The sequence below is a fragment of the Dokdonia sp. Asnod1-B02 genome (assembly GCF_045063955.1).
In the GTDB taxonomy this organism is placed as follows: Bacteria; Bacteroidota; Bacteroidia; order Flavobacteriales; family Flavobacteriaceae; genus Dokdonia.
The window spans coordinates 2,285,825-2,300,054 of record NZ_JBEFNW010000002.1; the positions used below are offsets into that span (position 1 = coordinate 2,285,825).

The following is a 14,230-nucleotide window of genomic DNA, read 5'->3' on the forward strand; positions in this document are numbered from 1 at the left end:
ACAGCCAGCCTATTTGGTAGCCATACCTACGGTAAAATTTATAGGCTAGAATCATCAATAATATGAAGTGTTACGCTTTCGCGAAAGCCTACTTAGCTATCTCGCTATTGTAAAAATAAACTCTGTAAATTTCCCAAGCTCCGACTTTACTTTTATCGTACCACCAAGGTTATTTACAAGTTTTTGTACTGTAGAAAGTCCAATTCCATGACCGCGTTCTCCATTTTTGTCTAAATGTCCTACGGTACTAAATAACGTAAAAATACTATCTACCTTATCCTCTTCTATACCACGACCATTGTCTCTTATAGAAAATTCAAAATGCTTGGACGTTTGGGTGGCCTTGATATCTATTACCGTATGCTTCTTATCATTATACTTAAGACTGTTCCCAATAAGGTTTAAGAAAATCTGATCAAGTGCAGACCTATTACAATGCAACTCTATATTATTTTCTGGGAAGTGAACGTCGCACTCATAATTGATATTGAGAAGATCTACAAGATCCTCAAGCATATCATTAAGCATAAACTCATGCACATCATCCTTATCATATGCAGTACTCTCATAATGCGTAAGAATGTTAGTGATATACTTACTCATAGACATAGATGACTTTTTGAGGTAGCTTAAATAGTTTTTACCTTTTTCATCTATCTCGTCATTATATTTTTTCTTTAAAATATCTGATGTCAATATGAGATTTGCTAGTGGCATTTTAAGATCGTGAGATACGGTCCCTGCAAAATCTTGTAGTAAAGAATTATGCTTAGTGAGGTTCTCCTTGGCAGCTCTTAGCTTAGCATTAACAGATCGTAATTCAAAAAGACGTTCTACCTGCTTACCTAAGGTAATGAGTGCTTCTCGTTGTTCTTGATTAAGTTTATTAGGCTTATGATCAATCACACATAATGATCCTACAGCCATCTTGTTCTTAGTACGCAATGGGATTCCAGCATAAAATATAACTGGCGCGTCGCCCTTAGTAAGTGGGTTGTTTACAAACCTCAAATCCTTTGTAGCGTCTGGAATCTCAAAAATCTCATTAGGTGTTAAAATCGCGTGTGCGCAAAATGAGCTATCTCGAGAGGTTTCACAAGGTGCAAAGCCTACTTTAGACTTAAACCACTGTCTGTCTTCATCTACTAGAGTGACGAGGGCTACAGGCGTATTACATATGTAAGCAGCAAGTTTAGTAATGTAATCAAAGTCTGGTTCTTGAGCTGTGTCTAGAAGTTCTAGACCATGCAAAGCTTTCATGCGCTTAAACTCATGTACTGGTGTTGCTGGTGCTATCATACTGGCGATACATTTAAGAGCCGTTTTAGGGTGTTGAACAGTTAGGCTCAAGGGACAAAGATAATGGCTTACTTTTAACGTTATAGCGTTTATACAATATCATTTTGACTGTATTGAATAACATGAGACGATATAATAACATAGAATTTACAAAAATTCTACGAACTTGAGGTATATTACAGTCAATGTATTAGCAACTACTCAAGTAAAATAAATAGTAGAAATCAATAAAATTCGCAAAAACTACTGTGCGTGCATAGTAAATTATTGTATATTTACAACGATTTCGGAATAAAACCCTATGAATGATAAAACAATAGACTACTGTTTGAGAGCCACTTGGCAAGCAGTAATGAAAATGTATAATGAACAAGCAGCAGAGTTTGATGTAACGATGGCCGTTGGTTTTGCCTTATTAAGTATAGATCCAGACCAAGGAACACCATCTACAGCATTAGGTCCTCGTATGGGTATGGAAGCTACTTCCCTATCTCGTACACTTAAGACTATGGAAGAAAAAGGCTTGATAGAACGCAAACCTAATCCAGCAGACGGACGCGGTGTTCTTATACATCTTACTCCATTTGGAAAAGAAAAAAGAGATTTCTCAAAAACAAAAGTAAAGACCTTTAATGGTGCTGTGAGAAATACTATAAGTGAAGAAAAAATCAACAACTTTTATGAAGTTATTGATACCATCAATGATTTGATTCAAAATAGAAAAGTTTTTAACCAAAAAGAAACCTTAGTAAAATAATGGCAAAACGTAGAATAAAGAAAGTAGCCGTCATCGGTAGCGGAATTATGGGAAGCGGTATCGCTTGTCATTTTGCAAATATCGGTGTAGATGTACTCTTACTAGACATCGTACCTAGAGAACTCAATGCTAAAGAACAAGCAAAAGGTCTTACTCTTGAAGATAAAGTAGTTCGTAACCGCATGGTAAACGATGCACTTACTACTGCTTTAAAAAGTAAGCCTTCTCCTATTTACAACCAGTCTTTTGCAAGTAGAATCACCACAGGAAACCTTGAGGATGATATTGCAAAAGTGAAGGATGTAGACTGGATTATAGAAGTAGTTGTAGAAAGACTTGATATTAAAAAGCAAGTTTTTGAGAACTTAGAAAAACACAGAACTCCTGGTACACTTATTACTTCAAACACATCTGGTATTCCTATCCAGTTTATGTCTGAGGGTCGTAGTGAAGACTTCCAGAAACACTTCTGTGGGACACACTTCTTTAACCCTGCGCGCTACCTTAAATTATTTGAAATCATCCCTGGGCCAAAAACAGACCAGAGCGTACTTGATTTCTTAAATAACTACGGTGAGCAATTTTTAGGAAAAACATCTGTAGTAGCAAAAGATACTCCAGCGTTTATAGGTAACCGTATTGGTATCTTCTCTATCATGTCATTATTCCATACCGTTAAGGAAATGGGAATGACGGTTGAGGAAGTAGATAAACTTACGGGACCAGTAATAGGTCGTCCAAAGTCTGCAACCTTCCGTACGGTAGATGTAGTAGGTCTTGATACGCTTGTACATGTTGCAAACGGTATTGCAGAAAACTGCCCTAAGGACGAAAGAAAAGAATTATTTGCCTTACCAGGTTTCATCAGCACGATGATGGAAAATAAATGGTTAGGTTCAAAAACTGGTCAAGGATTCTATAAAAAGAATGTTGATGCGACAGGGCAAAAAGAAATCCTTACGCTTGACCTAGATACTATGGATTACCGCTCTGCAAAAAGAGCAAAATTTGCAACCTTAGAGCTTACCAAAACTATCGATAATGTATACGATCGTTTTAAAGTGCTTGTGGGTGGTAAAGACAAGGCTGGTGAATTTTACCGAAAGTCTTTTGCACACTTATTTGCATACGTACAAAATCGTATTCCAGAAATTACAGATGAGCTTTACAAGATAGATGATGCTATGAAAGCTGGTTTCGGCTGGGAGCACGGACCATTCCAAATTTGGGATGCTGTAGGTGTAGAAAAAGGTATCGAACTAATGAAAGCAGAAGGTCTTGAAGTTGCCTCTTGGGTAACAGACATGACTGCTGCTGGAATCGAGACTTTCTATTCTGTAAAAGATGGTGCTACGCATGTATATTCCGCTTCCGCGAAAGCGCATGTAAAAAAACCTGGTCAAGATTCATTTATCATTCTTGATAACATTAGAAAACAAACTGAAGTATTCTCAAACTCTGGAGTATCTGTACAAGATCTAGGAGACGGAATCTTAAATGTAGAATTCCGCTCTAAGATGAACTCTATAGGTGGTGATGTACTTGCAGGATTAAATAAGGCTATTGATATGGCCGAAACAAATTACGACGGACTAGTAATAGGAAATCAAGGGACTAACTTCTCTGTAGGTGCAAACATTGGAATGATTTTCATGTATGCCGTAGAGCAAGAATATGATGAGCTTAACGCTGCAATAAAATATTTCCAAGATACGTGTATGCGTCTTCGTTACTCTGCTATCCCTACAGTGGTTGCACCTCACGGTATGACATTAGGTGGTGGATGTGAGATGACACTTCATGCAGACCGCGTTGTAGCTGCTGCCGAATCTTATATTGGACTCGTTGAGTTTGGTGTAGGTGTAATACCTGGTGGTGGTGGATCTAAGGAAATGGCCTTAAGAGCATCAGATAAGTTTGATAAAGGTGATGTACAATTAAATGTACTACAAGAGCACTTCCTTACTATTGGTATGGCAAAAGTCTCTACCTCTGCTCATGAAGCTTATGACCTTAACATCCTTAAGCACGGTAAAGATATCGTAGTGGTAAACCGTGATCGTCAGATTGCAACGGCTAAGGCTGTGGCACGCCAGATGGCAGATCAAGGATATACACAACCGGTAAAACGTAATGATGTACTTGTATTAGGTAAGCAAGCCTTAGGAATGTTCTTAGTAGGAACAGATTCTATGGAAGCTTCTCACTACATCTCTGAGCATGACAAGAAGATTGCAAATAAACTCGCTTATGTAATGGCAGGAGGAGATCTTTCTGAACCTACAAGAGTTTCTGAGCAGTACTTATTAGACCTAGAGCGTGAGGCGTTCTTATCACTAGCGACAGAGAGAAAATCGTTAGAGCGTATCCAGCATATGTTACAAAAAGGGAAGCCGTTGAGAAACTAGTTTTTCTGAATACGGATTATAGAGTATAGAATATAGACTTCTTACTCTTGTGAAATGGACAAAAGATTGTAGAGATAATGGCTAGGCATAATTTTAGAAACTTGAAAATTTGGCAATATGGTGTAACCTTTGCTAGTCAGAATTATAAGTTGACTAAAACCTTTCCAAAGTCTGAAATCTATAATCTTACAAGTCAAATGAATAGATGTTCAGTATCTATTCCATCAAATATCGCAGAAGGCTCTGCAAAATCTACTGATAAGCATTTTAAGTCTTACTTAGAAACAAGTCTTGGATCTGCTTATGAATGGGAAACACAATTAGAGATTGCTAAAATCGAAAACTATGTTTCTGAAACTGATTATAAAGAATTAAAAGATAGTATACAGCAATTGCAAAGAATGATAGGAGCATTTATTGATAGACTAAATAATTAAGTCTATACTCTATTCTCCATATTCTATAATCTTAAAAATTATGAAAACAGCATATATAGTAAAAGCATATAGAACAGCCGTTGGGAAAGCTCCCAAAGGTGTCTTCAGATTCAAGCGAGCAGATGAGCTTGCTGCAGAAACCATCCAGTATATGATGAAGGAGCTGCCAGAATTTGACAAAAAACGCATAGATGACGTAATCGTTGGAAATGCAATGCCAGAAGGATCGCAAGGTCTTAACATGGCACGTCTTATCTCTTTAATGGGACTTGACGTAATTGATGTACCTGGTGTAACGGTAAACCGTTTTTGTTCTTCTGGAATAGAGACTATCGGGATGGCAGTAGCAAAGATTCAAGCAGGAATGGGCGATTGTATTATCGCTGGTGGTGCAGAGTCTATGTCTTCTGTACCTATGACAGGATTTAAACCAGAATTAAACTACGATGCCATTGTAAAAACAGGGCACGAAGATTACTACTGGGGAATGGGTAACACGGCAGAGGCTGTTGCAAATGAATTCAAGGTATCTCGTGAAGATCAAGATGAGTTTGCATACAACTCTCACATGAAAGCACTACGTGCACTGGCAGAAGACCGTTTCCAAGATCAAATTGTTCCTATTGATGTGGAGCAAACGTATATCGACGCAAATGGTAAGAAAGCTACTAGATCTTACACAGTAAATAAAGACGAAGGACCACGTGCTGGAACTAGTAAAGAGGCGCTTGCAAAGCTTAGAGCAGTATTTGCTGCTGGAGGAAGTGTTACTGCAGGTAACTCTTCACAAATGAGTGATGGTGCTGCCTTTGTAATGGTAATGAGTGAGGAAATGGTTAAGGAATTAAACATCGAGCCTATTGCACGTATGGTAAACTATGCTGCGGCTGGTGTACCACCACGTATTATGGGAATAGGTCCTGTAGCTGCGATTCCTAAGGCATTGAAGCAAGCAGGTCTTAAGCAAAATGATATTGAGCTTATCGAGCTTAACGAGGCATTTGCATCACAATCACTTGCAGTAATTCGCGAGCTAGGTCTTGACCCAAATATTATAAACGTAAATGGTGGAGCTATCGCTTTAGGTCACCCGCTAGGATGTACAGGAGGAAAACTTTCGGTACAGTTATTTGACGAGATGCGCAAGCGTGATATGTCAGGTAAATACGGGATGGTAACTATGTGTGTAGGTACTGGACAAGGAGCAGCAGGAATTTACGAATTCCTTAAATAATATTAGGATGAGATCTTCTGTTAAAAGGGAGCATCTCATCTATTTAAAGTTCGCTTTCGCGAAAGCGGGAAAAGAAAAATCAAAAAAAGAATAACACAATTTAAACATAGAGATCAGATTTTAGAAGGATGATTACCCCCTATCTAACGTCTAAAATCTCGAATCTAATATCAAATTATGGCAACAGAAGAAACAAAAAAAGATATCCTACGCGGTGGACAATTTATCGTAAAAGAAACAGCTTGTGAAGATGTATTCACAATGGAAGATCTTGACGAAGAGCAAAGAATGATGCGCGATAGTACTAAGGAGTTTGTAGATCGTGATCTATGGGCACACTGGGAGCGTTTTGAAAAGAAAGATTATGCATACACAGAAGAAACAATGCGTACGGCTGGTGAACTTGGTTTACTAGGTGTTGCTGTACCAGAAGAGTATGGTGGATTAGGAATGGGCTTTGTATCTACAATGCTTGTTTGTGATTACATCTCTGGTGCAACTGGATCTTTTAGTACTGCCTTTGGAGCACATACAGGAATTGGTACCATGCCAATTACTTTATACGGTAACGAAGCGCAAAAACAAAAATATGTACCTAAACTTGCTACTGGTGAGTGGTTTGGTGCTTACTGTCTTACAGAGCCAGGTGCTGGATCTGATGCAAACTCAGGAAAAACAAAAGCTGTACTTTCTGAAGATGGAAAATCTTACAAGATTTCTGGACAGAAAATGTGGATTTCAAACGCAGGATTCTGTAACCTTTTTATCGTATTCGCAAGAATAGAAGACGATAAGAACATCACAGGATTTATCGTAGAAAATGATCCTTCTAACGGAATCACACTAGGTGACGAAGAGAAGAAATTAGGTATCCACTCTTCTTCTACACGTCAGGTATTCTTTAACGATACTGTAGTATCTGCAGAGAATATGCTTTCTGAGCGTGGTAACGGATTTAAAATTGCAATGAACGCACTTAACGTAGGTCGTATTAAACTTGCAGCTGCTTGTCTTGATGCACAACGTCGTGTGGTAAATGAAGCAGTAACATATGCTAAGGAGCGTGTACAGTTTAAAACTCCTATCGTAAACTTTGGAGCAATTAAGCAAAAGCTTGCTACCATGGCTACAAATGTATATGTAGATGAGTCTGCATCATACAGAGCTGCAAAAAACATAGAGGATCGTATCGCTATGCGTCATGCAGAAGGAAACACACACCAAGAAGCAGAGCTTAAAGGTGTTGAGGAATATGCTATTGAGTGTTCTATCCTTAAAGTTGCTGTATCTGAAGATGTACAGAATACAACAGATGAAGGTATCCAAGTTTTTGGAGGAATGGGCTTTAGTGCAGATGCTCCTATGGAATCTGCTTGGAGAGATGCTCGTATCGCTCGTATCTATGAAGGTACAAACGAGATTAACCGTATGCTAGCGGTAGGAATGATGGTGAAGAAGGCAATGAAAGGTCATGTAGACTTTATGGGGCCTGCTACTGCTGTAGGTGAAGAACTTATGGGTATTCCTTCTTTTGATACACCAGATTTTTCTGAAACATTATCTGAAGAGAAAGATCTTCTTAAGCGTCTTAAGAAAGTATTCTTAATGGTAGCAGGATCTGCTGCAAAGAAATATGGAACAGAGCTAGAGAAACACCAGCAATTACTAATGGCTGCTGCAGATATCTTGATTGAAATCTATATGTCTGAGAGTGCAATCTTACGTACAGAGAAGAATATCAAACGTACAGGTCTTGAGAGCCAAGCAACGCAACTTGCAATGACTCAACTATACTTATTTAACGCAGTAGATATTATCCAGACCAAGGCTAAAGAAGCTATTATCTCTTTTGCCGAAGGTGATGAGCAACGTATGATGCTTATGGGTCTTAAGCGTTTTACAAAGTACACAAACCAGCCTAACGTAATAGGCTTACGTAACCAGATTGCTGCAGATGTTGAGCAACATGGAAAATATCGCTTTGACGCATAATATATCTTAATAAGTCACTAAAACTATGTGTAATAGATTACGTATTGAAAATGACTTAAAAGTGTTTATGTTCGCTTGCGCGAAAATTTAATTTTATCAAAGCCACTTCTCCTATTGAAGTGGCTTTTTTTGTACCCTACTACTACAACGATTTCGTAACACAACAACCTATCTTATATAATGAAAATTAAAAAAGTCCTTGTCGCCAATCGCGGGGAAATTGCTATTAGAGTACTGCGTGCCTGTACCGAACTTAATATCGCTACAGTTGCGATTTATACCTACGAAGACAGATACTCACAACATCGCAATAAAGCAGATGAGTCTTACCAAATAGGCAAGAATAATGAGCCACTCAAGCCCTACCTTGATATGGATCAGATTATTGACTTAGCCAAATCTAAAAATGTAGATGCCATTCACCCCGGATACGGTTTCTTATCTGAAAACTCCACCTTTGCTAGAAAATGTGCCGAAAACGGTATCATTTTTATAGGTCCTAAACCTGAGGTGATGGATGCGCTAGGTGATAAAATCACTGCAAAAAAAGTAGCACAAAAGTGTAATGTACCTATAATAGAAAGTAATAAAATTGCGTTAGACACACTTGATATTGCACTTTCTGAAGCTACAAAAATTGGCTACCCAGTGATGCTTAAAGCTGCCTCAGGTGGTGGTGGTAGAGGGATGCGCATCATTCGTAAAGAAGAAGATTTACAGCTTAGTTTTGACTCCGCTCGTAATGAGGCGCTTAACTCCTTTGGTGATGATACCATGTTTCTTGAGAAATATGTAGAAGATCCTAAGCATATAGAAGTACAGATTGTAGCAGATTCTCACGGTAACATCAGACACCTATATGAGCGTGACTGCTCTGTACAACGTAGACACCAGAAGGTGGTAGAGATGGCTCCTTCTTATGGGCTATCACAAACACTACGAGATAATCTATACAAATATGCCGTTGCCATTGCTACCGAAGTAAACTACAACAATATTGGTACTGTTGAGTTTTTGGTAGATGCAGATGATAATATTTACTTCATTGAAGTAAATCCGCGTATTCAAGTGGAGCATACGGTTACTGAGATGGTAACAGGCATCGATCTCGTAAAAACTCAGATATTTGTCGCTGGAGGTTATAACCTATCAGACAAGCAGATTAAGATTTACGGTCAAGAATCTATTGGTACTTATGGGTTTGCGATACAGTGCCGCCTTACAACCGAAGATCCTGTGAATAACTTTACGCCAGATTATGGTAAGATTACTACCTACCGTAGTGCTTCTGGGATGGGAATCCGTCTTGATGCGGGAAGCATTTACCAAGGCTATAAAGTAAGTCCGTTTTTTGACTCTATGCTTGTTAAAGTTTCTGCACATGGTAGAACGCTTGATGGCTCTATCCGTAAGATGGTAAGAGCATTAAAAGAGTTTAGAATACGTGGTGTAGAGACTAACATTCATTTTCTGCAAAATGTCATCCAGACTGATACTTTTAAAAACGGAGAGACTACCGTAAACTTTATACAGAACACTCCTTCCCTATTTGACATCAAACTATCACAAGACAGAACTTCAAAAGTGGTTCAGTTTCTTGCAGAAGTTAGTGTGAATGGAAATTCTGACGTCAAGAAAAAGGATGATTCTAAGATTTTTAGAACACCAGAAACCCCATTATACAGCCTCTCAGATCCTTTCCCGAAAGGGACCAAAGACTTACTCACAGAGTTAGGTCCAGAGGAGTTTTGTAAATGGCTCATGGCAGAAAAAAAGATTCATTATACAGATACAACCATGCGTGATGCACACCAGTCCCTACTGGCCACACGCATGCGCTCGTTCGATATGCTCAAGGTAGCATCTAGTTTTGCAAAGAATCACCCTAACACCTTTAGTATGGAAGTTTGGGGAGGTGCAACCTTTGATGTTTGTCTGCGTTTCTTGCACGAAAGCCCGTGGACACGCCTGCGCGAATTACGTAAAGCAGTGCCTAATATTCTTTTCCAGATGCTCTTAAGAGGATCAAACGGTGTAGGATACAAGGCATATCCAGATAACTTGATAGAGAAATTTGTCGAAAAATCTTGGGAGAATGGTGTAGATATTTTTAGAATATTCGATTCGCTTAACTGGGTAAAAGCCATGGAACCTAGCATCCAGTATGTGCGTAACCTCACAGGAGGAATTGCCGAAGGTGCGATAAGCTACACCGGAGATATCCTTGATGTAAAGCAAACTAAGTATGATCTTAAGTATTATACCCAGCTAGCAAAAGATCTTGAAAACGCAGGAGCACATATGATTGCCATAAAAGACATGGCAGGACTCTTAAAACCATATGCCGCAACAGAACTGGTAACAGCGCTTAAAGACACCGTAAACTTACCAATCCACTTACATACACATGATACATCATCACTACAGACTGCTACCTATCTCAAAGCCATTGAGGCAAATGTAGATGTGGTAGATGTAGCCCTAGGCGGACTATCAGGACTTACGTCTCAACCTAACTTTAATGCGGTCGTGGAGATGATGAAATATCAAGAGCGTGAGCATCCTTTTGAGATGGACAAACTCAATCAGTTTTCAAATTTCTGGGAAGACACGCGCGAACTCTACTACCCTTTTGAGTCTGGACTCAAGGCAGGAACCGCAGAAGTTTTTGAACATGAAATTCCTGGAGGGCAATATTCTAACCTTAGACCACAAGCAACGGCGCTAGGTCTTGGTGATCGCTTTGCCGAAGTAAAAAAGATGTATGCTGCCGTAAATAGTATGTTTGGAAACCTAGTTAAAGTAACGCCTAGCTCAAAAGTAGTAGGTGATATGGCGATATTTATGGTGACTAATAACCTTACGCCAGAAGATGTGATGGAACGTGGCGACACGATTTCCTTCCCAGAATCTGTGATTAATTTCTTTAAAGGCGATTTAGGGCAGCCAGTAGGCGGATTCCCTAAAAAATTACAGGCTATCATCTTAAAGAATAAAGACGCCTATACAGACCGCCCTAACGCGCATCTGGCTCCTGTAGATTTTGATGAGGAGTATACAGCGTTTACAACCAAGTTTCAAAAAGGGTTTACACGTCCTCTAGAGATGGAAGACTTCTTATCATACATGCTCTACCCTAAGGTGTTTGAGCAAGCGCATGAAAATTACAAGAAGTATGGCAACCTAGCCCTCGTACCTACTAAGAATTTCTTTTACGGTATGGCATTAGGAGAAGAGATTCTCATTGAGCTAGAACCTGGTAAAACGGTCATCATCAAATTGCTTTCTATTGGTATACCTAGTGATGAAGGAATGCGCACCGTGTTCTTTAAAGTAAACGGTGAAAACCGCTTTGTCGAAGTACACGACACCTCGCTCAACATTAAGAAAGTAGAAAATCTTAAAGTAGACCCAGAAAACAGCAACCAGATAGGTGCTCCCCTACAAGGATCGCTCTATAAAGTGCTTGTCAAAAAAGGACAAGAGGTAAAGGAAAACGACCCACTGTTTATCATAGAAGCCATGAAGATGGAAACCACCGTAGTCGCCTCAAAAGACGGCCACGTAGCATCCATTACCGTAAGCGACGGCAATATGGTCTCACAAAATGACCTTGTCCTTACCATTGAGTAGTGCGCTACTCTATTGATTTCTTATAAGTACGCTTTCGCGAAAGTGTAACAAACTAAAAACCACCCGAGGAATTGGGTGGTTTTTTTTGTGGGTTCGATAATCAAATATGGTTAAAATATTATCTATTGATAGTAATAAATTAAGTCATCCGTAATAATGAAGATAATGAGGTAGCAAATGGCACGCCCGCTAACTGTTGCTCGTTTTTATATTTTATTTTAAGCTTGGCAAATTCTTTTGTTTGTCCATAGTTAAAGATTGTATCCTTGAATTCTGGTAATTTTTGATTTTCAAATCTTACAATGAGATAGGCTTCCCTTTTAGCATCTGGATGTCCAAGTTCTTCTAACATTTTTCCAGTAAACACTTCAATTCCACTTTTCAATTTATAAATTTCAGTTGCTATACCGTTTTTTGAATCTCGAATTAATAGAAATTTCGCACTTGCCTCTTTTTCAGAAAAACTAAGACCTCCTTTATCGTTATTCATCCTAAAATTATACATACCATTTTTAAGAAACCAATCCATTCTTTCTTTCCTTTTATTAGACTTTACGTAACCCACTAGAACATTAGTTTCATCTGGTATTAATTTTTGTTTTTGTTCTAAATCTAAGTACTCCGGTATGGGTTCTGAAATTTCATTAGGATTTTCATTCTTATAAACAGTGTGAGTTTTGTATGCGATATTCTCACGTTGTGATGCAGCATTTAGAAAATGCTCTAAAACCTCCTTTATAAAACTTTCTAGATAAATAGTTTCATTTTCATTTTCGGAAGGCTTAATAGGAAAGGCTCCTAAGCCTGGAAGCACTTCATGAAACCCTCGAAGTGGTTTATTAGTTTCCCCAGGATATAGAACATAAGCTCCGCTTGTTCGTCTTATGGCATCCTTGTAAGCGTGCATTTTTAGTAAATCTACATTCTTATAAATACCCTTTAGGTTATTCTTTTTCTCTTTTTGCAAATCACCATCACTAGAATCTTCACCTAGAATATGATTGATATTGGCAATTTTATATTTAGCATCAAAATGAATATGTACAATTTGGTCTTGCGCCTCTGCTTCAATTTCTTTCAATGTTGTCGGCCAAATAGATAATGTATAATCAGGTCGTAAAGTGGTTGTCCAACTTCCAGACTTAGAAATATCCTTTGTACCTCCTCTAAAACTTCTATTGTAATTAAATCTAATATTTAAATGTCTATTCCCCTTTGTAAAAGTTCCATCTAATGCGGTAACCTTTCCTTGCTTGAGTTGTAGACTTAAATTATCCTTAGAAAGAACAATCAATTTTTCTAATTCCTTTGGCTCAATATCAAATACATTTTTCAAAACTTCTAAAAGTTTAAAAAACAGCCAATATTCATAAAGTGTTGCTATGTCTTTTTTACCTCCACTATAAACTTCATCTCCTCCATTCCATATAAGTTGAGCAGCTAAATCATATTTTAACCAAACTTTCAGTAACTCTCGGTAACCTTCCTTTTTCTGAAGTGTAGGGCTATTTAATTTTAAGGTAGTTGGTCTAGAAACAGATTTAAACAAATCATGCTGTAAATGTCCCTCTAGTTTTTCAGAAACAGTGTCTGCCTCTTCTTTTAACCTTTGACCAGCATTTGGATGATTTGAAATATCCATACAAAACTTCAAGAAGGTTTCTAAAGCATGTTTAATGAATCTATTTTCTGAGGTATCAACGCTTTCAAGTTTTCTATAGGATTCAATCTTAGTTGCAACAGATTGGACACCCATATGAAACAATGGATGTGAGCTATTTAAATTTAAACGATTATCACTGTTTAATAATAGCCTTAATTCTCTGTTCTTGAACCGTCTTATTTTTCTGACATCTGTAAGCTCTGTCTCCTCTGTCCAAGTCGTTGTCGGACTTGTCACAATGCGTTGCAAAGCTTCATCAAACTCTTCTGAGTTTATGATAGAACTAATAAAAGCGAAACGTTGGTAGAGCGTTTTATTTTTTGTTTCTGGGTTTATTTCAAATGAATGACTCACTGGCGAGTTTGCCTGAATTATAAGGTCTGTACACTTTGATGTTATATCATTTAACATGTACTGATAATCTTGGCGATAACTCGTTTTAGTAGATTGAACTTCTAATTTTAAATCCTTTTTATCTTCAGGAATTTCAACATTCAAAATTTGTAAAGACAAAGTACCTACAAAAATGTTAGGTGCAATTACTCCAATATGTCCCTTTCGTTTCCTACTCTTTATAATATTAGTTTGGTCACTACATAAAAGCCTAAATTTCTTAGCTGTACTTTCATTTTTATGAAAAAATTCAAAGTCATAGAAACACCCTTCCTTCAATTGATATGTAGGTTCATTAGTATAAAGGTTAGTTGCATCTACTTCTATATCGCCTTTTTTCTGAGCGTCGATATATAGGTACAAACTAGGTTCTACAAATGATAAATCTATTTCTATGGATTGTTTTTTCTCCAT

8 protein-coding genes are annotated in these 14,230 nt (G+C 38.0%); 6 read left to right on the plus strand and 2 right to left on the minus strand.

Annotated elements, in window-relative coordinates; translation table 11 throughout:
- Nucleotides 1-96: 96 nt before the first annotated feature.
- The gene (locus ACJJVU_RS10405) at nt 97-1,299 is read right to left on the minus strand and encodes a GAF domain-containing sensor histidine kinase (RefSeq protein ID WP_339844732.1); all 1,203 of its coding nucleotides are present in this window, start codon (nt 1,297-1,299) and stop codon (nt 97-99) included.
- A gap of 301 nt (nt 1,300-1,600) precedes the next feature.
- Between ACJJVU_RS10405 and ACJJVU_RS10410 the strand changes: the two genes are divergently transcribed.
- From ACJJVU_RS10410 to ACJJVU_RS10435, 6 genes are all read left to right on the plus strand, one after another.
- Complete coding sequence (locus ACJJVU_RS10410; RefSeq protein ID WP_013752306.1) at nt 1,601-2,056, plus strand: MarR family winged helix-turn-helix transcriptional regulator; 456 nt, start codon at nt 1,601-1,603, stop codon at nt 2,054-2,056.
- Nucleotides 2,056-4,464, plus strand: a complete 2,409-nt coding sequence (locus tag ACJJVU_RS10415) for a 3-hydroxyacyl-CoA dehydrogenase/enoyl-CoA hydratase family protein (RefSeq protein WP_144783850.1) — start codon at nt 2,056-2,058, stop codon at nt 4,462-4,464. The genes ACJJVU_RS10410 and ACJJVU_RS10415 overlap by 1 nt, the downstream gene beginning before the upstream one ends.
- 77 nt (nt 4,465-4,541) lie before the next feature.
- Nucleotides 4,542-4,901, plus strand: coding sequence for a four helix bundle protein (locus ACJJVU_RS10420; protein ID WP_013752308.1), 360 nt, complete (start codon nt 4,542-4,544; stop codon nt 4,899-4,901).
- Nucleotides 4,902-4,941: 40 nt separating this feature from the next.
- Nucleotides 4,942-6,135, plus strand: coding sequence for an acetyl-CoA C-acyltransferase (locus ACJJVU_RS10425; protein ID WP_298324660.1), 1,194 nt, complete (start codon nt 4,942-4,944; stop codon nt 6,133-6,135).
- A gap of 177 nt (nt 6,136-6,312) precedes the next feature.
- On the plus strand, nt 6,313-8,127 hold the full coding sequence (locus tag ACJJVU_RS10430) for an acyl-CoA dehydrogenase family protein (RefSeq protein ID WP_405225046.1): 1,815 nt from the start codon (nt 6,313-6,315) through the stop codon (nt 8,125-8,127).
- Nucleotides 8,128-8,307: 180 nt separating this feature from the next.
- Nucleotides 8,308-11,760 carry a pyruvate carboxylase gene (locus ACJJVU_RS10435; RefSeq protein WP_405225049.1) on the plus strand — a complete coding sequence of 1,151 codons (3,453 nt, stop codon included), beginning with the start codon at nt 8,308-8,310 and terminating at the stop codon, nt 11,758-11,760.
- A 139-nt stretch (nt 11,761-11,899) separates the two neighbouring features.
- Here the strand turns inward: ACJJVU_RS10435 and ACJJVU_RS10440 are convergent, their stop codons facing one another.
- A complete protein-coding gene (locus ACJJVU_RS10440) occupies nt 11,900-14,230 on the minus strand; it encodes a DUF2357 domain-containing protein (protein ID WP_405225052.1) in 2,331 nt (776 codons plus the stop codon).